This window comes from Kribbia dieselivorans NBRC 106261 (genome assembly GCF_001552435.1).
Lineage (GTDB): Bacteria > Actinomycetota > Actinomycetes > Actinomycetales > Dermatophilaceae > Kribbia > Kribbia dieselivorans.
Genome location: NZ_BCRE01000119.1, coordinates 1 through 24,099, shown reverse-complemented (window position 1 = coordinate 24,099; position 24,099 = coordinate 1). Strand labels below are relative to the sequence as shown.

18 protein-coding genes and 2 pseudogenes are annotated in these 24,099 nt (G+C 68.2%); 13 read left to right on the top strand and 7 right to left on the bottom strand.

The window, feature by feature from the left end:
- On the bottom strand, positions 1–867 hold an 867-nt coding region (locus KD1_RS10575; RefSeq protein WP_441768675.1), incomplete at its 3' end, for an IS1634 family transposase.
- A 312-nt stretch (positions 868–1,179) separates the two neighbouring features.
- Here KD1_RS10575 and KD1_RS17370 point away from each other — a divergent pair.
- The 7 genes and pseudogenes from KD1_RS17370 to KD1_RS10540 form a co-directional block, all read left to right on the top strand.
- Positions 1,180–1,524, top strand: a pseudogene (locus KD1_RS17370) (phosphoribosylaminoimidazolesuccinocarboxamide synthase); the annotation flags it as partial.
- A 143-nt stretch (positions 1,525–1,667) separates the two neighbouring features.
- Positions 1,668–2,045, top strand: a complete 378-nt coding sequence (locus tag KD1_RS16845) for a hypothetical protein (protein ID WP_169795380.1) — start codon at positions 1,668–1,670, stop codon at positions 2,043–2,045.
- An 86-nt stretch (positions 2,046–2,131) separates the two neighbouring features.
- Positions 2,132–2,815, top strand: coding sequence for an ABC transporter ATP-binding protein (locus tag KD1_RS10560; protein WP_068401647.1), 684 nt, complete (start codon positions 2,132–2,134; stop codon positions 2,813–2,815).
- 83 nt (positions 2,816–2,898) lie between these two features.
- On the top strand, positions 2,899–5,229 hold the full coding sequence (locus KD1_RS10555; RefSeq protein ID WP_157073297.1) for a hypothetical protein: 2,331 nt from the start codon (positions 2,899–2,901) through the stop codon (positions 5,227–5,229).
- 829 nt (positions 5,230–6,058) lie between these two features.
- Positions 6,059–6,559 carry a helix-turn-helix domain-containing protein gene (locus tag KD1_RS10550; protein WP_245627365.1) on the top strand — a complete coding sequence of 167 codons (501 nt, stop codon included), beginning with the start codon at positions 6,059–6,061 and terminating at the stop codon, positions 6,557–6,559.
- A gap of 94 nt (positions 6,560–6,653) precedes the next feature.
- On the top strand, positions 6,654–7,931 hold the full coding sequence (locus KD1_RS10545) for an IS256 family transposase (protein ID WP_370670756.1): 1,278 nt from the start codon (positions 6,654–6,656) through the stop codon (positions 7,929–7,931).
- Positions 7,932–7,971: 40 nt separating this feature from the next.
- Positions 7,972–8,799 (top strand): annotated as a pseudogene (locus tag KD1_RS10540) (ISL3 family transposase); the annotation flags it as partial.
- Between the two features lie 60 nt (positions 8,800–8,859).
- Here KD1_RS10540 and KD1_RS10535 read toward each other — a convergent pair.
- Together KD1_RS10535 and KD1_RS10525 are read right to left on the bottom strand one after the other, a co-directional pair.
- A protein-coding gene (locus KD1_RS10535) for an IS3 family transposase (RefSeq protein ID WP_370670755.1) occupies positions 8,860–10,058 on the bottom strand; the annotation gives its coding sequence in 2 pieces (ribosomal slippage) (positions 8,860–9,797 and positions 9,797–10,058; 1,200 coding nt in all).
- A gap of 438 nt (positions 10,059–10,496) precedes the next feature.
- Positions 10,497–11,258, bottom strand: a complete 762-nt coding sequence (locus tag KD1_RS10525; protein WP_068401639.1) for a helix-turn-helix transcriptional regulator — start codon at positions 11,256–11,258, stop codon at positions 10,497–10,499.
- 184 nt (positions 11,259–11,442) lie between these two features.
- On the opposite strand from KD1_RS10525, the gene purL reads away from it, so the two are divergent.
- Positions 11,443–15,357, top strand: coding sequence for a phosphoribosylformylglycinamidine synthase (purL, locus tag KD1_RS10520; protein WP_068401636.1), 3,915 nt, complete (start codon positions 11,443–11,445; stop codon positions 15,355–15,357).
- 334 nt (positions 15,358–15,691) lie between these two features.
- On the opposite strand, the gene KD1_RS10515 is transcribed toward purL, so the two are convergent.
- The 3 genes from KD1_RS10515 to KD1_RS10505 form a co-directional block, all read right to left on the bottom strand.
- Positions 15,692–18,208: a 5'-nucleotidase C-terminal domain-containing protein gene (locus KD1_RS10515; RefSeq protein ID WP_068401631.1), complete on the bottom strand. Its 2,517-nt coding sequence runs from the start codon at positions 18,206–18,208 to the stop codon at positions 15,692–15,694.
- 182 nt (positions 18,209–18,390) lie between these two features.
- The gene (locus KD1_RS10510; protein WP_245627364.1) at positions 18,391–19,239 is read right to left on the bottom strand and encodes a spermidine synthase; all 849 of its coding nucleotides are present in this window, start codon (positions 19,237–19,239) and stop codon (positions 18,391–18,393) included.
- On the bottom strand, positions 19,236–19,535 hold the full coding sequence (locus tag KD1_RS10505) for an addiction module antidote protein (protein ID WP_068401622.1): 300 nt from the start codon (positions 19,533–19,535) through the stop codon (positions 19,236–19,238). Before KD1_RS10505 ends, KD1_RS10510 begins: the two co-directional genes overlap by 4 nt.
- A gap of 158 nt (positions 19,536–19,693) precedes the next feature.
- Between KD1_RS10505 and KD1_RS10500 the strand changes: the two genes are divergently transcribed.
- Genes KD1_RS10500 through KD1_RS10480 form a run of 5 tightly spaced genes read left to right on the top strand, consistent with a single transcriptional unit; the run spans position 19,694 to position 23,657 of the window.
- Positions 19,694–20,056 (top strand): sterol carrier family protein, encoded by a 363-nt coding sequence (locus KD1_RS10500; RefSeq protein WP_068401619.1) that lies wholly within the window; start codon positions 19,694–19,696, stop codon positions 20,054–20,056.
- A gap of 48 nt (positions 20,057–20,104) precedes the next feature.
- Entirely contained in the window at positions 20,105–20,362 is a 258-nt protein-coding gene (locus KD1_RS10495; RefSeq protein ID WP_068401616.1) for a hypothetical protein, read from the top strand.
- A gap of 40 nt (positions 20,363–20,402) precedes the next feature.
- On the top strand, positions 20,403–21,914 hold the full coding sequence (gene purF / locus KD1_RS10490) for an amidophosphoribosyltransferase (RefSeq protein WP_068401613.1): 1,512 nt from the start codon (positions 20,403–20,405) through the stop codon (positions 21,912–21,914).
- Between the two features lie 30 nt (positions 21,915–21,944).
- Positions 21,945–23,081, top strand: a complete 1,137-nt coding sequence (gene purM, locus KD1_RS10485) for a phosphoribosylformylglycinamidine cyclo-ligase (RefSeq protein ID WP_068401610.1) — start codon at positions 21,945–21,947, stop codon at positions 23,079–23,081.
- Between the two features lie 18 nt (positions 23,082–23,099).
- Positions 23,100–23,657, top strand: a complete 558-nt coding sequence (locus tag KD1_RS10480) for a response regulator transcription factor (RefSeq protein WP_068401607.1) — start codon at positions 23,100–23,102, stop codon at positions 23,655–23,657.
- A gap of 1 nt (position 23,658) precedes the next feature.
- Here the strand turns inward: KD1_RS10480 and KD1_RS10475 are convergent, their stop codons facing one another.
- Positions 23,659–23,859 (bottom strand): DUF3073 domain-containing protein, encoded by a 201-nt coding sequence (locus KD1_RS10475; protein ID WP_068401604.1) that lies wholly within the window; start codon positions 23,857–23,859, stop codon positions 23,659–23,661.
- Positions 23,860–24,099: the final 240 nt, after the last annotated feature.

Here is a 24,099-nt window from a genome sequence, read left to right as displayed (position 1 = left end):
CTCCAGGTCGGTGGGTGCCTTGGTCACGCGGGAACCGACGATGAACCGCAGATTCGCGTCGTCCAACTCGCGCAGGTTCGTCGCCGACAGCATTCCCGCGTCGGCGACGACGACCATGTCGGCCAGGCCGTGGCGAGCCTGGAAGGCGTTGACGATGGGGATGATCGTGGTCGTCTCGGCCTTGTTGCCCTCGAAGCAGCCGATCTCAAGCGGGAACCCGTGCCGGTCGACCAGAAGCCCGATCACGACCTGAGGATCGACCCGGCGTTCCTTGCTGAACCCGACCTTGCGCAGGTCGTCCTCGTGTTCAGCCTCGAAATAGAGCGTCGTCACGTCATAGAGGCACAGGGTTACATCACCGTGCGTGGCGGCGTGGGCGAAGCAGCGCGTGGCGATGACGTCGCGGTACTGGCCAGCACCGGCCCGCTTCAACGTACGGAACATCGTGCGCAGCGAGGCATGCTCGACACCAACCTCGTCCAGGACCCGCAGCGAATCGGCCTTGCTCGTCGGCTCCACCAACCGCGCCAGCACCAGTTGCTCGAACGCTGCGTCCTCGAGGGTGTCGAACCCGAGCCGGCCATACGCGCTGGTCAGCACCTGCCACAACAGCGCGCTGGACTTACTCGTGATCACCCCGGGCCGGGCCGCGGTCCCTTCCCCGTTGTCGCTATCGCTCAGGGTCAGGTCCAACGCGTCCTGGCCCGGCCGCAGCCGGCGCCGCGCTTCGGCCATCAACACCGCCAACTCGGCCTCGGACCGCGCCGTCCCGACATGCTCCAGCACCACATCACGACCGGCCCGGCGCTCAGCGATCTGGACCTTCGTGCTGCCCGAACGACCAGGAGACTTCCGCACGAACACCACGACACGCGACACTACCCGCAGACCGGGGTGTGTCATCCCAGCCACCCGCAGGCCGCTGACCAGCAACTACGCCACCCAGACCAGCCAAATCAGCTCACGTGGCACGAGTCAGGTTGGAAGGATCTCCTCCCCCGCAGCCACGGCACTCGTCGCGCTCAGCGCCACCGCACCCCCCAATGCCGCAACCGCAGCGAGAACCCTCGAAACAACCCCAATATTCATGATCTCCCCCATGCTCGACCCTCGTTGATGAACTCTGACTCGAAACGCCGACAGCATAGCGACGAGTCACCCACCCGACAAGGGCACGTCACGATTGCGATTCTCCAGCGCGGCAATGAGATTGCTCGTGAGCGGGGCATCATCCTGGCGGACACGAAGGTCGAGTTCGGCACGCGCCCCGATGGCACGGTGCTGTTGGCCGATGAGGTGCTCACGCCGGACTCCTCGCGTTTCTGGCCGGCCGACCAGTGGGAGCCCGGCCACTCGCAGCCGAGTTTCGACAAGCAGTTCGTGCGTGACTGGTTGACCTCGCCGGAGTCCGGTTGGGACCGGGGCGGCGACAATGCGCCACCGGCGCTTCCGGCCCGCGTCGTCGATCAGACCCGCACCAAGTACATCGAGGCCTACGAGCGACTGACCGGCCAACAGTTCTGAGGCGAACCGCCCAGCGGGCGGTGACCCGTTCAGGTGAAGTTCAGGAAGGTTTCACGTCGCGTTCACTACTCGGATCCTGCGGCGATGGCATCATGGTGACCGTTCGCAACGAATACGCACATTTACCTTGAGGGGAGTCGACAATGAAGTTGACGATGATGGCATGGACGGCGATTGCGGCGCTCAGCGTCTCACTGGTGAGTACCTCCGCCGTGGCCGGCAACAGCCTTTGCACGCGGTCCGCAACCAACGGGTATCGCGCCTGCGTGTACGTGGACGCGAACTGGGTGGGCATGTTCAAGTACAAGTGGGAGGGGAGCGGCCTGACGAATGTGTCCAACGGTGACAACGATGTCATGACCTCGTGGGAGAACCCGAGTCGGACGCGAAACGGCGCGTGGTACGAAGACGCAAGTGGTGGCGGTGCATGCCACAACATGTTGGCCCAGCGAGAGTCTAGTTATGTCGGCTGGTTGTCCAATGACACTATGTCGTCTTGGCGAATGAACGATGCCTGCTGACTGCCTGGCGTGTCGGTTGGTGGAAGGGGCTCGAACTAATGGACAGAGAGCGGTCACTCACCGCTGACGCTGGCCCGGGACAGTCGGTGGCGGTTGAGGCGGCAGTCGCCGTGCGCGGTGTGACGAAAACCTACCGTAGTGGTCCGGAGAAGGTTCGCGCGGTCGATGATGTGACGCTACACGCCGATGCTGGCGAGATGGTGGCGTTGATGGGTCCCAGTGGGTGCGGCAAAAGCACGTTGCTGTCGCTGATTGGTGGTCTCCTTCAAGCGGATGGCGGACACATCGAGGTGCTCGGTCGGGATCTGGTGGGGCAAAGCGCCGCGGAACGTACCCGTATGCGCCTGTTGGATATGGGTGTCGTCTTCCAGGCCGACAACCTGTTGGAGGACCTGACGTGTGTGGAGAACGTCGCCTTGCCCCTGAGCCTGCGGTCAGGGTCCACGCTAGACCCGCGCGTGATGGCGCGCGAGGCGTTGGACCGTATGGGAATCATCGAGTGTGCCGACCGATTTCCGAGGCAGATGAGTGGTGGGCAGCGGCAGCGCGCGGGGATCGCGCGGGCCATGGCCGGTGGGCGACGCGTACTGCTTGCGGATGAACCGACCGGTGCGTTGGATAGTCGAAACTCTGCGGACGTGTTCGACCTGCTGAGGGGTCTGGCCGGGTCCGGGGTGGCCGTGTTGGTTGTCAGCCATGACGAGATGGTGCGCGAGTACGCCACTCGTGTGCTGGGGATGCGGGACGGCCGGTTGGTGGCTGCGGCGTGAGGGGAAAGTGGCTGGGGCCGCGGCTCATTGCCACGGGGATGGTGCGGAATCGGTCGTTGCGCCGTGCTACCACGCTCCTCGGCGTGACGACGGCGTTGCTGACCGTGCTGCTGATCGTGGCGTCGTCGACGTCGTTGACTCCTTCGCAGCGCATTGAGCGCGACTTGGGTGTAGCGGACAGGATGACCAGCTGGGGGACGAGCGTGGCACCGGGAACGGATGCGATCACTCCACTGGCCACCAGTTTGGGACGTGCCGGCGGGCGGGGCTGGATTGGGTTGCAGGCCACGTTGACCCACCCCGATGGGTCGTGGTCGTTCTACCAGGAGGGCCCTTGGTCACAACTGCCGTTCGCTGGTCGGTATGTGTTGGTGGAGGGGCGATGGCCGACCCGACCTGGTGAGGTTGCGGTCACGGCTGCCAGTGGTTTGGGCTCGAGGGTCTCGATGCTGTCCGGGCAAGCCGAGTTGCGTGTGGTGGGGAGGGTCGAGGACCGGTACGCCACGCGGAGTAGCCGGGTGCTGGCCGCCTCAGGGACGTGGGCCTGGCTGCCAGATGATTTGGCCGAGCGGTTCCCCACAGAAAGCGCTGCTCCGTTGGCGTACTGGACTGGAGGCACGGACGCTGACGTCATCGATGCGCTAGCCGGCACTTCGACAGGCGGGGGTGACCCTGAAGAATTGGGAGATGAATCGACCCTGGTGCGCCGTGAGGCGCTGCTTGAGAGACCGGCGCGTAGCCCCATTGATCGGTATCCGCTGTTGGCCGTGTTTCCGCGGTGGTTGCTGCCGCTGGCGGTCGGTATCGTGGTGCTTCTCAGCGTGCGCATGCATCTTTCGCGGATGTCGCGACTTCTTGGCTTGGTGGGTGTTTCGCGCACAGTCGGTCAGGCGGCAGCGATGGCAGCGACTGCTCTCCTCACCGTTGGCGCGACCATCTGTGGCGCCGTGGTCGGGCTGCTGCTTGGTGCGATCGCGCGGCTGATCCTGCCATCGGTCCTGACTCAACCGCTGGGTCCGTGGGAGGTGCCCTACGCGTTCTTTGCATGGTGTCTGGTCGTGGGCCTGGCAGTGTCCGTCCTGGCCGCCGTACTGGGTACGCACCAGGAACAGGTGGATGTCGTGGCGGCCATGGTGTGGCGTTGGGCGTCGCGTGTCCTGACCGGTCTGACGCCGGGTGTGCCGGTGGCTGGCCTGGTCATCCTGGTTTTTGGGTTGAGGCAGGAGCCTGGGCCAGAATCGGCCTCGATCACGGTGATGGGTGCGGTGCTCTTGTCTACGGTCGTCATCCCGCCGGTGTTGCAGCGGGCCACTGCAACTCCAGCGGCCAGCTCGTTCGACCGGCTGTTGAGTTCCAGGATCCTCTCACGCACCCGAGGTCGGGCCTTGGCCGTGGCCGGGTTGGTCACCGTGTCCATCGGGCTCTCCGTCGGAGTGGCCACCGTGCTGACGTCGGCGTTGACCGCGGACAACGAGAGCACCTATGCCAAGATTCCGGAGGGTCAGGTCATGCTTTCCCCCGTGAATGACCGCGGTGTCCCTGCTGAGATCCGATCGGCGTTCGAGGCGCGGGCCGACTTGGGCGACCCCATCGAGGTGCATCTGCCGGGCAATGACGCCTTCCTCGAGTTGCGCGATGGGTCGAATCCGGTGTGGAGCGCCGACTCCGTTGGCGATGTGGAGCGGTGGCTGAGTCATCCCCTGACAGAGCGGCAGCGTGGTGTTCTCGAAAGCGGCGGGGTGCTCACCGCCGAGCCACCTGCGGCTGAGCAGATGCAGTTGTTCACCCCACGTGGTCGAAGCGTGCCCGTGGAAGCAGCTCAGGTGGACATGGCGCCGGAATGGTCGCAACGGGTGTCGGGTCTCGTGCTGGACGAGACGGCCCAGGTACTCGCCGGCGGGGCGTGGCGCAGCGGATTCATCTACACCGATCTCACCCGGGAGCAGTCCGCGAGTGCGGACGCAGCCGCACACGTCTACGGCTACGACTCGGCCTATGTCTGGGCCTTCGTCGCTCCGACGCCCGGAACCATCCCTCCGGCACTCAGTTGGGGCACCGGCCTGCTGGCACTGCTCGGTGCCGTGGTGGCGTCGCTGTCGGCGCGCGCCGTGGCCAACGACCTGCGCGGGCAATCGGCCGCCTTGAGTGCCGTCGGCGTGCCGGGAAGCTTCTTTGGGCGGGTCATCGCCGGGTACGTGGGGGTGCCGGTGGTCACCGGACTCGCTCTTGCCCTGCTCAGTTGTGGTGCGGCCTTGGCTGCGCTGGTGGCGACCATGCCATCAACGGCGATTGTCTGGGATCCCCCGGTGACGTTCATCGTGGCGGTGGTCGCACTATCCGTCGGAGGGGCCGCCCTCGGCGCGTGGTCGGCAACTCGGCGCACGACTCTCAGTGAGCATCTCGCGGGGGAGTGATCGCCGGTCGCCGATGACGTCCTCCTCGGTGGCGTCTGGTTGGATGCCGCTGACCATGCAGCGCTGCTGGGCGGTGCCTCCGTCAACCACGAACTGGCCGGGAAGACCGTTGTCCCACACAGGGCGTGCCGACAGTGGCCGCTTCTTGGTGCGGTGGGCACCTCTACTGGATCTTGCGGTCGAGCTCCCGCGGCCGCGAAAGAGGCCGCGGAGGTCTTCATCTAGTTGGCCCCACGCAGCTCACGGACCTCACGCTTGAACTCGGCCAGCCGCAGCGCATCGTCACTCGTGGTCTCAGCTCTGACGCTGCCGTCGATCTCGGCCTGCGGACCCAGTTCCGCAGCGCTTCGGGATGAAGCCGTGCTGATCGGCGACCCGCTTGATCGCGCCACGCGGACCCCGGGGTCCTTCCGGGTATCGCCGTGTCCCCAGCCAGCCGGATAAGCCGGTCCGAACGGGTCGACCGGCCGGTGTTCAGCATGCAACCGGCGGCGTGCTCGCGAAACCAGGTGATCGACCCGGTCCAACCGACTTGCTCGGCGAATCTGTTTGTAGAAGTTGCCCGAGGCAACCTGTGAGTCGATTCCGGCCAGTTGGTGTGGCTGCATGCGTCTCAACGGACCCTCGGTTCTCGCTGGCCTGGCGTTGCTGGCTCTTCGCCGATGAGTGTGGGGTGAGTGCGACGCGCCGGTGGGTGGGTGAGGGTGGAAGGCGTCGAGGCCCTTGATGATCAGAGGACTTCTACCTCTCCTGATCACGAAGGACCTCGACGATGTCTGAGCCTACGTTGTGCTGTCGTGTTGGCGGCGATTATTGCGACCGTTGTGACGTGCTGGTTGGCTTGGCCGGCCTGCACGTGGTCGGGGTCGATCGGGACGGGCGTGACCGGCTGATCGTGACGGTGGAGTCCGAGGCGGAGCCGATGGGTTGCCGTTCCTGCGGTGTCATCGCTGCCGGTCACGGCCGGGTGGACGTGCGTCTGGTCGACGCGCCGGCGTTCGGCCGGCCGGTGTGGATCATTTGGCGCAAGCGCCGCTGGATCTGCCTTGAACCGGTCTGTGACATGGGGTCGTTCGTCGAGCAGGACGAGGCGGTGGTGCCTCCGCGGGCGTTGTTGACAACGCGGGCGTGCCGGTGGGCGATCGAGCAGATCCGCCGTGAACACGCCAGCGTCAACGGGATCCGCCGACAGCTGGGCACGGGCTGGCGCACCGTGTGGGAGTCGATCCGGCCCCTGCTGGCGGCTGCCGACGCTGACCCCTCCCGCTTCGAGGGGGTCGCCGTCCCCTCGGGGGCGTGTCAAATGGATTGTGTAAGTGGGGGTCTCTGATCGAAGGAGATTGACTGTGACCATGACCAAGGCGAAGAAGGATGCTGTTGAGCCGGAGGCTCGCCGGTTGCGTCGGGAGTTGTTCGACGATGCGATGCTGGATCGGTTGATGGCCGCCACGGATGAGCGTGGTGTCGCGTTGACCGGTGATGGCGGGTTCCTGCCCGAGATGATCAAGGCCGTCCTCGAGCGGGGGATGCAGGCCGAGTTGACCGATCACCTGGGGTACGAGAAGGGTGAGCGGATCGGGCACGGGTCGGGCAACTCCCGTAACGGCACCTCGCCCAATACCGTGGGCACCGAGGTCGGGGACATCTCCCTGGACCAGCCACGGGACCGCAACTCGACGTTCGCGTCGGCGCTGGTGCCCAAGGGCGCGCGGCGTCTGGGCGGGCTGGAGGACATGATCATCTCCCTGTACGCCGGCGGGATGACGATCCGCGACATCCAGCACCACCTCGCGGCCACGTTGGGCACCGAGATGTCCCACGAGACGATCAGCAAGGTCACCGACGCCGTGGCCGAGGAGGTCACCGCGTGGCAGACCCGCCCGTTGGAGGCGTTCTACCCCGTGATCTACCTCGACGCCCTGGTGGTCAAGATCCGTGACGGCGCGCACGTGACCAACCGGGCCGCGCACATCGCCGTCGGCGTCGACATGGACGGGATCAAGCACGTCCTGGGCATCTGGGTCCAAGCCAGTGAGGGCGCGAAGTTCTGGGCCGGCGTGTGCGCCGAACTGGCCAACCGCGGTGTCAAGGACGTCCTGATCGTGTGCTGCGACGGGCTGAGCGGGTTCCCCGAGGCCATCGAGGCCACCTGGGCCGGCGCGCTGGTCCAAACCTGCGTGGTCCACCTCATCCGGGCGTCGATGCGGTTCGTGTCCTACGGCGATCGCAAGGCCGTCGCGGCAGCGCTGCGCCCGATCTACACCGCGGCCAACGAGGACGCCGCGTTGCTGGCCCTGACCGAGTTCACCGACTCGAAACTGGGCAGGAAGTACCCCGCCGCGGTCCGCTCCTGGGAGGACGCCTGGGACCGGTTCACGCCGTTCCTGGCGTTCGGGCCCGCCCTGCGCAAGGTCATCTACACCACCAACAGCATCGAATCCTTGAACTACCAGCTACGCAAGATCATCAAGAACCGCGGCCACTTCCCCAACGACGCCGCCGCGGTCAAACTCCTCTGGCTGGCCATCCGCAACATCGAGGACAAACGCGCCCGCGAACGCGCCAAAGAAGCCGGCCTGCCCAAGGGCACCCCCCGCAAGGCCCCCGGCAAACTCGTCGAAGGCTCCGTCATCCAAGGCTGGAAAGCCGCCCTCGGCGAACTCGCCCTCATCTACCCCGACCGCATCAACAACCACCTCTAAACCCCAATGTGACCCACAACACTTACACAGAAAACTTGACAAGCCCGTCCTCGGGGTCGACGAGCACGTGTGGCATCACGTATCGACCAGGCCCATCGAGCACGGTGGGCGCGGTCCGAAGGAACTGACCGGGATGGTCGACCTGACCCGCGACGCCAACGGGCACACCAAGGCTCGGCTGCTCGACCTCGTCCCGGGCCGCTCCGGCGCGGCGTACAAGGATTGGCTCACCGCCCGCGGCGAGGCATTCAGGAAGGGGATCGAGGTCGCGACACTGGACCCGTTCCACGGGTACAAGAACGCGATCGATGACCAACTCGAGGACGCCCGCTCGGTCCTGGACGCGTTCCACGTAGTCAAACTCGCCACAACAGCCACTGATGAGGTCCGTCGACGGGTCCAGCAGCAGATCCACGGACACCGCGGCCGCAAGGACGACCCGCTCTACCGGATCCGCAACATCCTGCGCGCCGGCCAAGAAAACCTGACCCAGCGCCAGCGAACACGCCTGGCAGCGGCGTGGGCAGCCGACGAACGCCACATCGAGGTCGAAGTCGCGTGGCTGTGCGCACAGCAGCTCCGCTCGGCCTACCACCAAGACAACCACGCCGCAGGACGCGCCGTCGCCGAGAAGATCATCGACACCTTCCACACCTGCCCCATCCCCGAAATCGCCCGCCTGGGCAAGACCCTACGCCGATGGCGCACCGAGTTCCTCGGCTACTTCGACACCCACGGCGCGAGCAACGGCGGCACCGAAGCGATGAACGGACTGATCGAACTCCACCGACGCATCGCCCGCGGCTTCCGCAACCGCGACAACTACCGACTCCGAATGCTCCTCATCGGAGGCGGCCTCAACCTATGACCCCACACTCAACGGCGAAGAGCCGCGTTGCTGGGGTTGACCCTGTTTCGTGGACATCGGTTAGGCGGCTTGGTCGGCCACTGTGGTGAGTTGGTGTTCGAAGGCTACCGGGTCGATTTGCCCGAGGGCGCTGTGCCGCCGGCGGCGGTTGTAGACGGTCTCGATCCAGGTGCTGACGGCGGTGATCGCCTCGGCGCGGGTGGCGAAGTGGTGCCGGTCGTAGAACTCGGTCTTCAGGGTCGACCAGAAGCTCTCCTGCTGGGCGTTGTCCCAGCACACCCCGGTCCGTCCCACGGACAGGCGCACGCCCAGGTCCTGCGCGGCCTGGGCGAGTTGTGCCGAGGTGTACTGACAGCCCCTGTCCGCATGGAAGATCACCCCGGTGGTGTCCCCGTCCCGGAACGTCACCGCGCGGCGTAGCGCGGTCTCGACGATGTCGGTGTGCAGGTTGTCGGCGAAGGCGTACCCGATGACCCGGCGGGAGCACCCGTCACGGACCGCGCACAGGTACAACCAGCCCTGCCCGGTGGCCAGGTAGGTGATGTCGGAGGTCCACACGGCGTTCAACTCACCGCGGTCGAACCGGCGCGCCACCAGGTCCGGGATCGAGTGCGGGTTGGGGTCCGGCAGCGTCGTCACCGGGCGCCAGGGCCTGGGGCTGATCCCACGGATCTCGTTCTCCTGCATGAGCTTGGCGACCGTCTTGCGGGAGACGACCTCACCGGCCTCGCGCAGGTCGGCCAGGATCCGGGGAGCGCCGTTGACCCCGTCGGAGGCGTCATGGGCCACCTTGATCTTGACCGTCAGGTCGGCCCGCCGCGCGGCGCGTGGCCCCGGCTCGGCACCCTGGCGGGCGGCCCAGGCGTAGTAACCCGAGCGGGACACGCCCAGCAGGTGCGCCATCCGCGACACGGTGTAGGTGGCCTTCTCCACCTCGATCACTGCGAACGCCTGCTCGGGTTCGAGTTCTCCGTGGCGAAGAAGGCCGCTGCTTTTTTCAGGAACTCCCGGTCCATCCGCAGCTCGGCGACCTCGCGGCGCAACCGCTCCAACTCGGCCCGCTCGTCAACGTCCAGGGCCCCAGGCGGGTCGTCCATCCGGGCCCGCTCGATGGCCACCCACCGGCCCAGCAACTGCTCCCCGACCCCGATCTCGCGGGCGACCTCCGCGATCGTCCGCCCGGTATCGATCACCAGACGAGCAGCATCCTGCCGGTACTTCGGGGTGTAACTCTTCCTCTTGGCACCCATGAGGGGCATCCTCTCCTGCCAGGCCGAACCTGGCGGTCAGGATGTCCACCCAACGGGGTCAACCTCACTGGCACCCTCCCCCGGTTCGACGTATTCCGCGGCGGAATCCCGCCCCGGAATACCTCGAACCGGGGGCCGGGGCGCCTCGGTGCTCATCCACAGGTGCCGGCAGCGGCGAGCCGTTGTCAAGTCGCTACGACTCGGGCGAGGCCGCTCCGACCCGGAAGTGCGTCCGGGCGGTGGCGGTGGCGGTGGCGGTGGCGGCTCTCAGAGGGGAAATGCGCGGACCCGCAGGTCGAAGACGCGGTCGATCTCCGCCAGGTCGACAAAGGTGTCAAAGGCCAGCTTGGCGCGCTCCACGCTCACCGGGTCACGCAAGACCCCGGCCGTCCACTCGACTTCGCACGGCTCCCCGTTCCCGAAAGCCCGTGGGGTGCCAGAACTCCGTCACGCCACCCGTCGCCCCAGGAGGATGTCGGCCTGCTCAGCCATGCGGTCGATGCCGCCGTAAGCGTCGATGACAACCTGGTCGCGTTCAACGACTGTGATGCCATCGATCGTGGTCCGCCCGAGTTCGCTGACGCCGTCGAATGGGATCAGCGTGACCCGCATCCCGAACGAGCCGGGCTCCCTAAGGGTGAGGCCGGCGGCTTCGGCCGTTCGTTCGACGTCTTCGACATAGACGACCGGCCAAGCCTCTCCTGCGCCGGAGCGGTAACGGTTCGCGCCGGTATCGCCTGTCACGGCGTACTCAATGGTCGCGGTCCCGAGAGCCTCCGCAATGTCGTAGGCAGTCGGCCCTGCCTTGAAGTCGACGGCACCCGGACGACGAGTGAGGCGCGCAGCCCTGCCTGCCCGAAACATCAGATCGGCTTCCATGCCGTTGATTGCGCCACCCGTCACGTCGATGAGTCCGATCCGAGCCCAGCGCTGCCGCCACGCATCGACACCCTGCGTTACCTCGAGGCCGAGCGTCGGATCGAGCGCCAGCCGCGCGGCGGCGATCGCGTTCACGTCCGCTGTCCCGGTGAATCCGATCGGCTCGCCCAGGACGGCGAGGATCTCCTGCGCCAAGTTGAACGACGGGCTGACCTGGCCGGCCTCGATCCGGGTGACGGTCGTCGGAGCGACGTCGACCAGCGCCGCGAGCTGACGGGCACTCAGCCCGTTCGCGCGGCGCAGGGTCGAGATGCGCTCCGCAAGGTTCATGTGACCAGTGTAGGGAGGCGTTGCAAATCCGCAACACGCGCACACCTGGTTGCAAGGTTGTGGTGTTGCTCTTGGTTTCGGCGAACCTCAACAACTTCGGCGAGCGGGCCAGGTCTGCGGCGGCCGAGCGCGTCTCCGAGCGTCGATAGACTCACCCTGTTCACCCCCCAACCAAGGAGCGCCCGTGTCCCGCGCCGGAACCCTGACGGTCGTCGAGGGCGGCGACGCCCTGCCCGGTCACCTCGCCCCCACCCTGCTGGCCACAATCCAGGCCGTCGTGCCGCAGGTGACCGGCGTGCGCGGCCAGTTCGTCCACTGGGTGCACAGCGCCACCGAGATGACCCCCGAAACCGGCGAGACGGTCGCGCGACTCCTGACGTACGGCGATCCGATCGCCCCGCCGCGCGGCAACGGCAGCGACAACCCGGCCGCCGACCCCGGCGCCCTCATCGTCGTCGCGCCGCGCCTGGGCACGATCTCGCCGTGGGCGAGCAAGGCCACCGACATCGCCCACAACTGCGGCATCGACATCCACCGCGTCGAGCGGGTCACCGAGTACCGCCTCGACGGCCCCGCGCTGACCGAAGCGCAGTGGCACGCCGCCGCGGCCGCGCTGCACGACCGCATGACCCAGACCGTGCTCGTCGACCGCGCCGACGCCGCCGCTCTCTTCGACGAGCGCGACGCCGAACCGATGGCACACATCGACGTGCTCGGTCGGGGCCGCGACGCCCTGGTCGAGGCGAACACGACGTACGGCCTGGCGCTCTCCGACGAGGAGGTCGACTACCTCACCGGCGCGTTCACCGGCCTGGCGCGCAACCCCACCGACGTCGAGCTGATGATGTTCGCGCAGATGAACTCCGAGCACTGCCGACACAAGATCTTCAACTCCGACTTCATCGTCGACGGCGTCGCCCAGGAACGCACCCTCTTCGGCATGATCCGCCACACCGAGGCCGTCGCCGGCCAGGGCACGGTCGTCGCCTACAAGGACAACGCCTCGGTCATCGAGGGTGGCCCCATCACCCGCTGGCTGCCCGAACACGCCACCGGGCCGAGCAAGTACTGCGCCCGTGACGGCGAGGTGCACGTGCTGATGAAGGTCGAGACGCACAACCACCCGACCGCGATCTCGCCGTTCCCCGGCGCGGCGACCGGCGCCGGCGGCGAGATCCGCGACGAGGGCGCCACCGGGCGCGGTTCGCAGCCCAAGGCCGGCCTGACCGGCTTCGCCGTCTCCAACCTGCACCTGCCCGGCACGCACGAGCCGTGGGAGACCGAGCCGTACGGCGCTCCGGACCACATCGCCACCCCCCTCGAGATCATGACCGACGGCCCGATCGGCGCGGCCGCGTTCAACAACGAGTTCGGCCGCCCGGCCCTGGGCGGGTTCTTCCGGGTCTATGAGCAGACCGTCGACGGCATCCGCCGCGGCTACCACAAGCCGATCATGAGCGCCGGCGGCCTCGGGTCGATCAGCGCCGAGATGACCGAGAAGATCGCATTCCCGGCCGGCACGCTGCTCGTGCAGATCGGCGGCCCGGGCATGCGCATCGGCATGGGCGGCGGCGCGGCGTCGTCGATGGCCGCCGGCACGAACGCCGCCGACCTCGACTTCGACTCCGTGCAACGCGGCAACCCCGAGATCGAACGCCGCGCCCAGGAGGTCATCAACCACTGCTGGGCCGCCGGCGCGGACAACCCGATCCTGGCGATCCACGACGTCGGCGCGGGTGGACTGAGCAACGCCTTCCCCGAACTCGTCGACGACGCCGGTCTCGGAGCGCGGTTCGACCTCTCCGCGGTGCCGCTGGAGGAGTCGGGGCTGGCACCGAAGGAGATTTGGTCGAACGAGTCGCAGGAGCGGTACGTGCTCGCGATCGCGCCGGAGAGCCTGACGTCGTTCCTCGCGTTGTGCGAACGGGAGCGCTGCCCGGCCGCGATTGTCGGAGTCGCCGCCGACGACGCGCGTCTGGTCGTCACGCCCGGGCCGGATCAGCCGACTGACCCGGCGCAGACGCCGATCGACATGCCCATGGACGTGCTGCTCGGCAAGCCGCCGCGACTGACCCGCGACGTCACGCGCGTGGCCCGCACGGCCCCGCCGCTCGACCTCTCCGGCCTCGACCTGCGCACCGTCGCCTACGACCTGCTGCGTCACCCGACGGTGGCGAGCAAGCGGTTCCTCATCACCATCGGCGACCGCACCGTCGGCGGCCTGAACCACCGCGACCAGATGGTCGGGCCGTGGCAGGTGCCGGTGGCAGACGTGGCGGTGACGCTGTCGGACTTCACCGGTCTCGCGGGCCAGGCCATGTCCAGTGGTGAGCGGTTCCCGTTGGCGGCGATCGACGCTCCGGCATCGGGGCGGATGGCCGTGGGGGAGGCGTTGACGAACCTGCTGGCCGCGCCGATTCCGGCGTTGGATCGGGTCAAATTGTCGTGCAACTGGATGGCCGCGTGTGGTGAGCCGGGGGAAGACGCGGCGCTGTACGACACCGTGTACGCCGTGGCGATGGAGTTGTGCCCGGCGCTGGGCATCTCGGTGCCGGTCGGCAAGGACTCACTCTCGATGCGCACGCGCTGGACCGATCCGGACTCCGGTGAGGTCAAGCAGGTGACCAGCCCGGTGTCGTTGGTCGTGTCGGCGTTCGCGTCGCTGCCCAACATCTCGGGCACGTGGACGCCGCAACTGCGGGCCGATTCGGCGCTCCTGCTCGTCGATCTGGGCGCCGGTGCCGACCGGTTGGGTGGCTCGATGCTTGCCCAGGTCACCGGGCAGTTCGGGGATGTCGTGCCCGATCTTGACGACCCGAGTCGCCTGGTGGCGTTGGCGGCGGCATTGACGGAGTTGCGCGGGGCCGGGTTGGTCACGGCGTACCACGATCGTTCGGATGGCGGGCTGTGGGCGGCGGCCGCCGAGATGGCGTTCGCCGGTGCGACGGGGGTGGACCTGACGGTCGACTCGCTGGCCGGGCTGTTCTCCGAGGAGCTCGGGGTCGTGCTCGGGGTGCCGGTCGAGCGTGGTGAGGAGGCGCTGGAGGTGTTGGCCGCGCATGGGTTGGCGGCGATCAGCGGGGTCGTGGGGCACACGAACGGTGACCGGCGGGTGCGGGTGCGGATCGCCGGGGTGCGCGCGTTGGACGAGTCGGTGCGTGACCTCGCGCAGGTGTGGGACGAGGTGTCGTGGCGGATCGCCGTGGGGCGTGACAACCCGGAATGTGCCGGTCAGGAGCACGCCGCCGTCGGGGCTGACGACGATCCTGGGTTGACGGTGTCGCCGACGTTCGATCCGAGCGATGACATCGCGGCTCCGTACATCAACAGCGGGGCGCGGCCGGTGGTGGCGGTGCTGCGCGAGCAGGGTGTGAACAGCCATGTGGAGACGGCGTTCGCGTTCGATCGGGCCGGATTCGACACGTTCGACGTGCACATGACGGACCTGCAGGCGGGGCGATTCGACCTGTCGCAGGCCGTCGGGCTCGTGGCCGCCGGTGGGTTCTCGTACGGTGACACGCTCGGCGCGGGGGAGGGGTGGGCGCGGTCGGTGCTGTTCTCGTCGGCGCTGACCGAGCAGTTCTCCGCGTTCTTCGCGCGCCCGGACACGTTCGGGTTGGGCATCTGCAACGGGTGCCAGATGTTCGCGGCGTTGGCGGAGCTGATCCCGGGGGCGGACGCGTGGCCGCGGTTCACGCGCAATGTCTCGCAGCAGTACGAGGCGAGGTTGACGCAGGTGGAGGTGCTCGATTCTCCGTCGATCTTCTTCGGCGGGATGGTCGGGTCGCGGTTGCCGATCGCCGTGGCGCACGGTGAGGGTCGGGCGGACTTCTCGGCGCGTGGTGATCTGACGGTGGTGGAGCGGGCGTTGCGGTTCGTCGATCACCACGGTGAGCCGGCGGTGGCGTACCCGTTCAACCCGAATGGTTCACCGGACGGGCTGACGGCCGTGACGACGCCCGATGGGCGGTTCACCGCGATGATGCCGCACCCGGAGCGGGTGGCCCGCAATGCGCAGATGTCGTGGACGGACGGGCCGCTGGGCGCGGAGAGCCCCTGGCTGCGGATGTTCCGCAACGCGCGCGTGCACGTCGCCTGACCCCGGCCCCCCTCCCCGCGGTTCGAGGTCCAGGAGGGCCCTCCAAGGCCCGCCCCCACCTCGACCCGGGTGGGGGCGGGCTCCCGCGTCCCCCTCGCCGACTTCGCTCATCTTGCGTGACTGGGGCGTACGATCCAGTTTGTCCGTAGGTGACGCAACATGAGCAAAGTGCCGGACTGGGTCGCGACGACGAAGGCCGCCGACCCGAGTGGGTCGGCGGCCTTCGTTGTGTGCTCTGCTCCGCGGTTCGAGGTGCCACCCTCCCGCGGTTCGAGGTGCAGAAGGGCGCTACAAGGTCCTCCTGCACCTCGACCCGCGTGGGGGTGGGGTGGGGTCAGCGACGGGCGATGCCCACCGGGGCGCTGGTCTTGCTCTTGGTGATGTAGCCCGCCTTGCGACCGGTCACCTTGACCGTGATGCGCTTGCCACGCTGGGCGGTCGAGACCTTGTAGGAGGACTTCGTCGCGCCGGAGATCGCCTTGCCGTTGGAGTACCAGCGGTAGGAGAAGGAGATGCCGGACGGCTTCCAGGTGCCACGGACGACCTTGAGCGTGCTGCCGGCCTTCTTCGTGCCGGTGATCTTCGGCTTGGCACCGGTGAGGATGCCCTTGGCAACGGTACGGGTGGTGCTGGTCTTCGTGACGGTGGTGTAGCCGGCCTTGGTGCCGGTGACGGCCACGGAGACCTTCGCGCCGGCGTCGGCCGCGGTCAGGGTGTAGGTCGACTTGGTCGCACCCGCGATGGCGGCGCCGTTGCGCAGCCACTGGTAGGACTTCGTCACGCCGGCGTCCCAGGCGCCGGGGCGGGCGGTGAGCTTGCTGCCGACACGGGCGGTGCCGCTGATGCCGGGGACCGGGGTGGCGCTCTGGTCGAGCAGGGTGATCGTGATCGGGAGGAGCGCGGTGCTGCCGTTCCACGAGATCTCGAGGTACTGCGCTCCGCCAGTGACGTTCTGCGGGATGGTGACCTGGATCGTCGCGTTGCCCGGACGGTTCGGCGTGCCGTTCAGCGTCACGGCGCTGGCGTCGAAGGTGCCGACGGTCTGGCCACCGAGCTTGGCGGTGACCTGCGTGGCGACCGGGGCGCCGGCGCTGGTCATGTTCAGGCTCGAGACGGAGAAGGTGAGGCGGTCACCGGGCTTGGCCGTGGCCGGCAGCGACGGGGAGACGGCCAGGGCGTGCTTGGTGAAGTCCGGGGTGAGCGGGCTCTTGTCCTTGATCCACTCGACGAACAGCGACATGTCGACGAGGCCGGAGTCCTTGAGGTTGGTGCCCTTGGCGAACGTCACGAAGCCGTCGCCGCCCTCGAGGAGGAAGTTGTTGGACGCGATGTTGTACGTCTTGGTCGGGTTGATCGGCTGGCCGTCGACGGTGATGGACGTGATGTGCGAGCCGAAGGCGGCGTCCGGGTCGAACGTGTAGGTCACGTTCTTGGACAGGCCGAGCTGCAGGTACGCGGCGCGGGCCGGGGCGGCCTCGGGCGACTTCCACTGCTCCTCGAGGATCGCCTTGAACTGCGCTCCGGTCACATCGACGGTCTTGACGATGTTGTTGAACGGCATGATGTCGGCGGCCTGCTTGTAGGTGAGCTTGCCCTTGAGCAGGTCGGCGCGCACGCCACCGGGGTTCATGACACCGATCGTGGCGTTGCCGAACTGGTGCTTGGCGAGGCTGTCCAGGTAGGACTGCGCGATCATGTTGCTCAGCGCCGACTCGGTGGTGCGGTCGGCGCCGAGGTTGGCGCGGGTGATGTCGGCGGTGGCCTCACCGATCTCCTGCTTGCCGATCTCGGCGGCCGCAGCGTTGGCGGCGTCGGCGATCGTCTTGGCATTGGTGTAGGCCGGGTTGGTCTCGCACGCGGCGACCTTGGCGGTGTAGTCGGCGTCGGCCGGCTTGATGCGCGCGACGTTGGCCATCTTGTACTCGACGACCTTCTTCGCCGCCGCGTCCCAACCGAGGTCGATCGCGCCGACGTGGCTGCCGTAGTTGCCCGACTGCGTGATCGGGCGGGTGTCGTTGGCGCCGGCGCCACCGGGGATGGGGCCGGCGACGAGGTACTGCTGGTGGGAGTCACCGTTGAGGATGACCGACACCTTGGCGGAGGTCTTGTCGGCCATGTCGGCGAACAGCGTCGACGAGGCCTTGGTGTCGGCGTAGTTCTTGCCGGAGACCGTGGCGCCCTCGTGGTACGCGGCGACGAGCAGGTCGGCCTCGCCGTTGGCGGCGTTGCCGTCGGTCAGCTGGTCGGCGACGCGGTTGACAGCGTCGACGGCGTTGCCGAAGTCGATCGTCTTGATGCCGTCGGGGGAGACCTTCGCGGCGGTCGAGGGAGTGACCGCGCCGATGAAGCCGACCTTGACGCCGTTGACGTCGAGGACCTTGTACCCCTCCATCGCCGGCTCGGTCGTGCCCTTCTTGTACACGTTGGCCGCGAGGATCGGGAAGTTCGACTTCGGCGTCAGGCGACCGGTGAGGTCGGCGAAGCCCTGGTCGAACTCGTGATTGCCGGCCGCGGAGGCCTGCAGCCCGAGCGCGTTGAGGAAGTCGATCGTCGGCTGGTCGTTCTGCGCGGCCGAGGCGAAGGCGGAACCGCCCACGTTGTCACCGGCCGAGACGAAGGCGGCCTTCGACGCTCCGCCACGAGCCTGCTGCTCGGTGACGAGCGTGCAGGCGAAGTCGTTGCTGAAGTAGCCGTGGAAGTCGTTGATGCTGAGCAGGCTGACCTTGGTGAGGGTGGCGCTGATCGACTGGCCGGCAGGCAGCTCCTGGGCGGCCGAGGCGGGGAGTGCGGTGACTCCCGACGCGACCAGGGCAGCGACGCCGGCCGCAGCGGCCGTACGGTGCAAACGCATGTGTTCCGTCCTTTGACTCGGTGGGGCGGCCACACGCCGGGCGCAGGCCACCGTCATCGTGCCCCGCGATTTCGCCGCGAATGCCTCTGGTTGCCAAGTGTTCGCTCGGCGTTCACCAAGGCGTCGCCCACATGTCGCCCGATGTCCGGCATGTGGCCACTTGGCCTGCGTGAGAAGGTGCCTCAGCGCACCCGCCAACGCCCAGCCTCCGGCGCGGTGGGTGAGGGCACGGCATCGACGTCCGTGATCGCCGACCTGCCGGAGATTCGTCGGGTCACCTCGCGCTCGTCCCACACCCCGGTCGGTACGGCCAGCCGCGCGACGTGCCGCCTGATCTCGTCGATATCGAGCGGAGCGCCGCTCGCGACGAGAACGACGTTGCCGAACCGTCGGCCCTTGAGCACCTCGTGCATGCCGACGAGCGAGACGTGCCCGAAGGCGTCGCGGGCGCCGGCGGCCACGCGCAGGACGTGCCGCAGCCCCGGTTCGTCGGCGAGGTTCATCAGCCACAGGCCGCCGTCGCGCACCACACGGGCGCCGTCGCGCAGGAACTCCAGCGTCTGCAACTCGGCCGGCACCGCGCCGTCGGCGTACGCGTCGATGATGATGACGTCGGCGCTGCCCGGCTTGAGCGCGGTCAGGCCACTGCGCCCGTCCACCGGCCGTACGCGGATCCGATGGCCTCGCGGCAGCGGCACCTCGCGGCGCACCACTTCGGTCAGTGCGGCGTCCGGTTCGAGGACGATCTGGGGCGACCCGGGGCGCGTGTGGTGCACCCATCGGGGCAGGGTCAGCGCCGCTCCGCCGACGTGCGTGACCCCGATCGGGTGCGGGCGTGGGGCGAGCGCGTCGAGGACCGCGGCGATCTGGGCCATGTACTCGAAGACCAGGTGCTCGGGGTCGGCCACGTCGACATACGACTGCGGGTGGCCGCCGATGAGCAACGTGACGCCCCCATGCTCATCGCGGCTGAACCCGAACCTTTCCGTGTCGGCCTCAGGGGGTGTCGCGCGCTCTTCGTGTCGGGTCACGCGACCGCGTGGAGCTCGAATCGAAGGCCGAGCGCATTGGTGACCTTCAGGATGGTCGACCAGGTGGGGTTTCCCTCGTCGGAGAGGGCCTTGTACAGACGATCGCGGCTCATCCCGACGCGTCGCGCAAGTTCGCTCATGTTCTGCGAACGGGCGATGATGCCGAGGGCATGGGGAAGAGCGCTGGGATCCTCGGTTGAGTCCTCGAGTGCGACTTCGAGGAACGTGGCCACGTCGTCGAGGTTCTCCAGGTAGTCAGCGGCATCGAAGCGCTTGTACTTCTCGCTCATGGTCATGGTTCTCCCCTCCTTCCCACATTTCCACGGTTTCGACCGTTTCCACGATATCGGTGTGCCAGTTGTGCGCCGAGACCATTGCTCGGCCCCTGCTGTTCGACCGCGCTGGCCCGGGGCCAGATGTGTTGCGGGACCAGCCCATCTGCGAAGATCCGCCCATGCCTGCCCGCCGTCGCATCGCCGTACCCGACGGCCAGGCCGCGCTTACCGCGTGGCGCGCCGATCCGCGCTCCGCCGATCGTGCCGTCGTCGCCACCGCGGTGCGCTACACGCTCGAAGAACTCGCCCACCGTTCCCCCGGTCGCAGCGTCGAGGTGCGCGTGCCGCCGTGGGGCGCGACGCAATGCGTGCCGGGCCCGACCCACCGGCGTGGCACTCCTCCTGCCGTCGTCGAGACCGACCCCGCGACGTGGCTCGCCCTGGCCACCGGAGCGCGGACCTGGGCCGACGCCGTCGAGACCGGCGACATTCGGGTCAGCGGGCAGCGCACCGACCTCGCCCACCTGCTGCCGCTGGCCTGACCATTCCGGCCTCCGGGGCGTTCAGGGGAGGCCGGTATCGTGAGCCCAATGCGAACCCGTGAACCCCGCCCCTGGAGTTTCATCATCACCGGCGTGCTGCTCGGCGCGGCTGCCTTCGGTCTGACCAGCCTGCTCGGCGACCAGGTGCCCGGGTTCTCCGAGGTCGCGGCCATGGGGTACATGCTCGTCGCCGGCGCCGCGGTCGGTGGCATCATCGGTCTCGTCGTCGCCGCGCTCGTGGCCGGCAAGCCCGAGAAGAAGGCCCCGCGCCCGGCCGGTGCGACCCCGTCCGACCCCGACGCCTGAGGTGTTCGCACCCCGCGCCTGACGTGGGACACTGGAGGGCGTGGCACTTCGCGGAGACGGACGACTGACCCAGGCCCTCGACCCCCACGACGCCGGCCCGCAGGACGAATGCGGCGTCTTCGGCGTCTGGGCCCCCGGCGAGGATGTCGCCAAACTGACCTACTACGGCCTCTACGCCCTGCAGCACCGCGGGCAGGAGTCGGCCGGCATCGCCACGAGCAACGGCCAGCACATCCTCGTCTACAAGGACCTCGGGCTCGTCAGTCAGGTCTTCGACGAGAAGCACCTGAGCACCCTCAAGGGCCACATCGCCATCGGCCACTGCCGGTACTCGACCACCGGAGATGTGACGTGGGAGAACGCGCAGCCCACCCTCGGCGGTCACGAGGGCTCGACGGTCGCACTCGGCCACAACGGCAACCTCGTCAACTCGGCCGAACTGCGTGACCTCGTCGTCGCGCGCGGGGGCGATGACGTCTTCAGCCGCGGTGAGCTCAAGCAGGGCAACACCACCGACACGGCCCTCGTCACGGCGCTCCTGACCGACGACCCGAGCAAAACGGTGGAGGAGCGCGCGCTCGAGGTGCTCCCGCTGCTGCGCGGGGCGTTCTCGCTCGTCTTCATGGACGAACACACCCTCTATGCCGCCCGCGACCCGCACGGCGTGCGCCCGCTCGTCATCGGGCGGGCGGAGCGCGGTTGGGTCGTCGCCTCCGAGACCGCGGCCCTCGACATTGTCGGAGCGTCGTTCGTGCGCGAGGTCGAGCCCGGCGAGTTCATCGCCATCGACCAGGACGGGCTGCGCACCCAGACCTTCGCGGCGAAGGAGCCCAAGGGCTGCGTGTTCGAGTATGTGTACCTGGCCCGCCCCGACACGACGATCAGTGGCCGGACCATCCACGAGGCGCGCGTCGAGATGGGCCGGCAGTTGGCGCGCGAGCACCCGGTCGAGGGTGACCTCGTCATCCCGACGCCGGAGTCGGGGATCCCGGCCGCGATCGGGTACGCGCAGGAGTCGGGGATCCCGTACGGCCAGGGGTTGATCAAGAACGCCTACGTCGGGCGCACGTTCATCCAGCCGAGCCAGACGATCCGTCAGCTGGGCATCCGGCTCAAGCTCAACCCGCTCAAGCACGCGATCAAGGGCAAGCGCCTCATCGTCATCGACGACTCCATCGTCCGCGGCAACACCCAGCGCGCCATCGTCAAGATGTTGCGCGAGGCCGGTGCGGCCGAGGTGCACGTGCGCATCTCGTCGCCGCCGGTGCGGTGGCCCTGCTTCTACGGCATCGACTTTGCCTCGCGAGCCGAGCTCATCGCGACGGGCCTGGCCGTCGAGGAGGTGTGCTCGTCGATCGGCGCGGACTCGCTGGGGTACATCAGCGAGGACGGCATGATCGCGGCGACGGAGCAGCCGCGCTCCGCCCTGTGCACCGCGTGCTTCACCGGTGAGTACCCGATCCCGCTGCCGACGGATGGGCGCATCGGCAAGTTCACGTTGGAGGGGGCGGCGGCGACCGACGTCGTGGCCGAGGCGGTGCGCCGCCCGTGACTCGGGCGCGCCCCCGGTAGGCTGGGGCGCGTGACCGACGAGCCCACCAGCCCCGAGCCCATCACATACGCCTCCGCTGGAGTCGATGTCGAAGCCGGAGACCGGGCCGTCGAGTTGATGAAGGCGTCGATCGCCCGCGCGACCCGACCTGAGGTCGTCGGCGGGCTGGGCGGATTCGCCGGCATGTTCGACGCCTCCGCCCTGAAGGACATGGCCCACCCGGTGCTGGCGACCTCGACCGACGGGGTCGGCACCAAGGTCGCCATCGCCCAGGCGCTGGATCGCCACGACACCATCGGCTTCGACCTCGTCGGCATGGTCGTCGACGACATCGTCGTGTGCGGCGCGGAGCCGCTGTTCATGACCGACTACATCGCCACCGGTTCGGTCGTGCCCGAGCGCATCGCCGCGATCGTCGCCGGTATCGCGCAGGCGTGCTCCCAGGCCCGCGTGGCCCTTGTCGGCGGGGAGACGGCCGAACACCCCGGTCTGCTCGGGCCGGAGGAGTACGACGTCGCCGGCGCCGCCACCGGCGTGGTCGAGCGTTCGGCGGTCCTCGGGCCGCAGCGGGTGCGGCCGGGGCATGTCATCCTCGCGCTCGCGTCCTCCGGGCTGCACTCGAACGGGTACTCACTGGTGCGGCGCGTGATTGCGTCGGCCGGCTGGGAGCTCGACCGACACGTCGACGAGTTCGGCCGCACGCTTGGTGAGGAGCTGCTCACCCCGACGCGGGTGTACAGCGCCGACCTGCTCGATCTCATGCGGGTCGATGGGGTGGAGATTCGGGCGCTCAGCCACGTCACCGGTGGCGGGTTGGCCGCGAACCTGGCGCGCGTGCTGCCGCCGGGCACGTTCGCCTCGATCGACCGCTCGACGTGGACGCCGCCGGCGGTGTTCACCACCGTCGGTGAATTGGGCCGCGTGCCCGCCCTTGACCTCGAGCGCACCCTCAACATGGGTGTCGGCTTCGCCGCAGTCGTGGCCGCAGATCAGGTCGACGTGGCACTGAACGCGTTGCGCGCCAAGGGAATTGACGCGTGGGTCATGGGCGAGGTCTTCGACGCCGCGGCCGCACCGGTCGTCGACGGGATCGAGGTCGTCTCGGGGGCCAAGGGCGTCGACGGCGGGTCGGTGCAGGTCATCAACGACTTCGCCCCGCGCGGCTGACACGGCGAGTACACGCCGATGATCCGGGTTCTCGTCGCCGATGGCCACGAACCCCGCCGGGCCGGGCTGCGCTCCGTCGTCGAGGCGGAGCGCGGTATGAGCGTCATCGCGACGGCGACCAGCGGTCTGGAGGCGGTCGCCCTGGCCGTGGCCCGGCGCGCCGACGTCGTGCTGCTAGACGCGGGGTTTCCCCCGCCGATGTCGACATCCGAGGCGATCGCCGCCATCACGGCGCGGGCGGGTCACCCACGCGTCGTCGTCATCCCGGAGCGCGGTGGCTGGACCGCGACCGAGGTGATCAGGTCGATCCGGGCTGCTGCCCGAGGTGAGAGCCCTGCCGCGACCGATGCGGAGATGGACGCAGACAAGACGACTCCCGTTCACCTGTCGGAGCGTGAACGGGAGGTCCTGGCTGCCGTGGCCTCGGGCGCGTCCAATCGGGACGCGGCGGCCATGCTGTTCATCAGCGAATCGACGGTGAAATCACACCTGTCCCATGCCTACGGCAAGTTGGGGGTTGATTCGCGGGTGGACGCTGTGGCGCAGGCGCGGCAGCGGGGCTTGCTGGGGGCGTAGGTCAATCTTGCCCTGAAGCCCACTCCTGGTACGGGTCGTCGTCTGGCTCGGTGGAGTCATCATCCGACCTGCGTGAGGTGCCCTGCCGGGTGTTGCCACCGTGCAGTTCTCGTGCGAGAGCCTCGAGGTCGGTCTCGGGGGAGTAGTACTTCAGCTCCCGTGCGACCTTGGTCTGCTTTGCCTTGGCTCGGCCGCGCCCCATGGCGTGACCCCCTTGTGTGCGTCATGCGGGCGCGCATCGCGTCACCGTCGCGGATCGTCCGGTTGAAGCCTGACGTCTTTGACGAATCCGCGGAGCGGGTCCCGGGGTGTGTGTATTCGTGCTAGCAAGGATACATGGGTCCGGCGCTGACTTCAGCCCCGGGATGTTTCCACGGAGTTTTGAGACCTCCCTGAGACCCGCCCACCCCGCCGAGCACCCCCACCGAGTGATGGTTTCGGG

Excerpts from the sequence above, each read along its gene's own strand:
- KD1_RS10525 (WP_068401639.1), bottom strand. The coding sequence starts at position 11,258 with ATGAACCTTGCGGAGCGCATCTCGACCCTGCGCCGCGCGAACGGGCTG.
- KD1_RS10495 (WP_068401616.1), top strand. The coding sequence starts at position 20,105 with ATGCGAACCCGTGAACCCCGCCCCTGGAGTTTCATCATCACCGGCGTG.
- KD1_RS10475 (WP_068401604.1), bottom strand. The coding sequence starts at position 23,859 with ATGGGGCGCGGCCGAGCCAAGGCAAAGCAGACCAAGGTCGCACGGGAG.
- KD1_RS10500 (WP_068401619.1), top strand. The coding sequence starts at position 19,694 with ATGCCTGCCCGCCGTCGCATCGCCGTACCCGACGGCCAGGCCGCGCTT.
- KD1_RS10505 (WP_068401622.1), bottom strand. The coding sequence starts at position 19,535 with ATGACCATGAGCGAGAAGTACAAGCGCTTCGATGCCGCTGACTACCTG.
- KD1_RS16845 (WP_169795380.1), top strand. The coding sequence starts at position 1,668 with ATGAAGTTGACGATGATGGCATGGACGGCGATTGCGGCGCTCAGCGTC.
- KD1_RS10515 (WP_068401631.1), bottom strand. The coding sequence starts at position 18,208 with ATGCGTTTGCACCGTACGGCCGCTGCGGCCGGCGTCGCTGCCCTGGTC.
- KD1_RS10480 (WP_068401607.1), top strand. The coding sequence starts at position 23,100 with ATGATCCGGGTTCTCGTCGCCGATGGCCACGAACCCCGCCGGGCCGGG.
- KD1_RS10545 (WP_370670756.1), top strand. The coding sequence starts at position 6,654 with ATGCTGGATCGGTTGATGGCCGCCACGGATGAGCGTGGTGTCGCGTTG.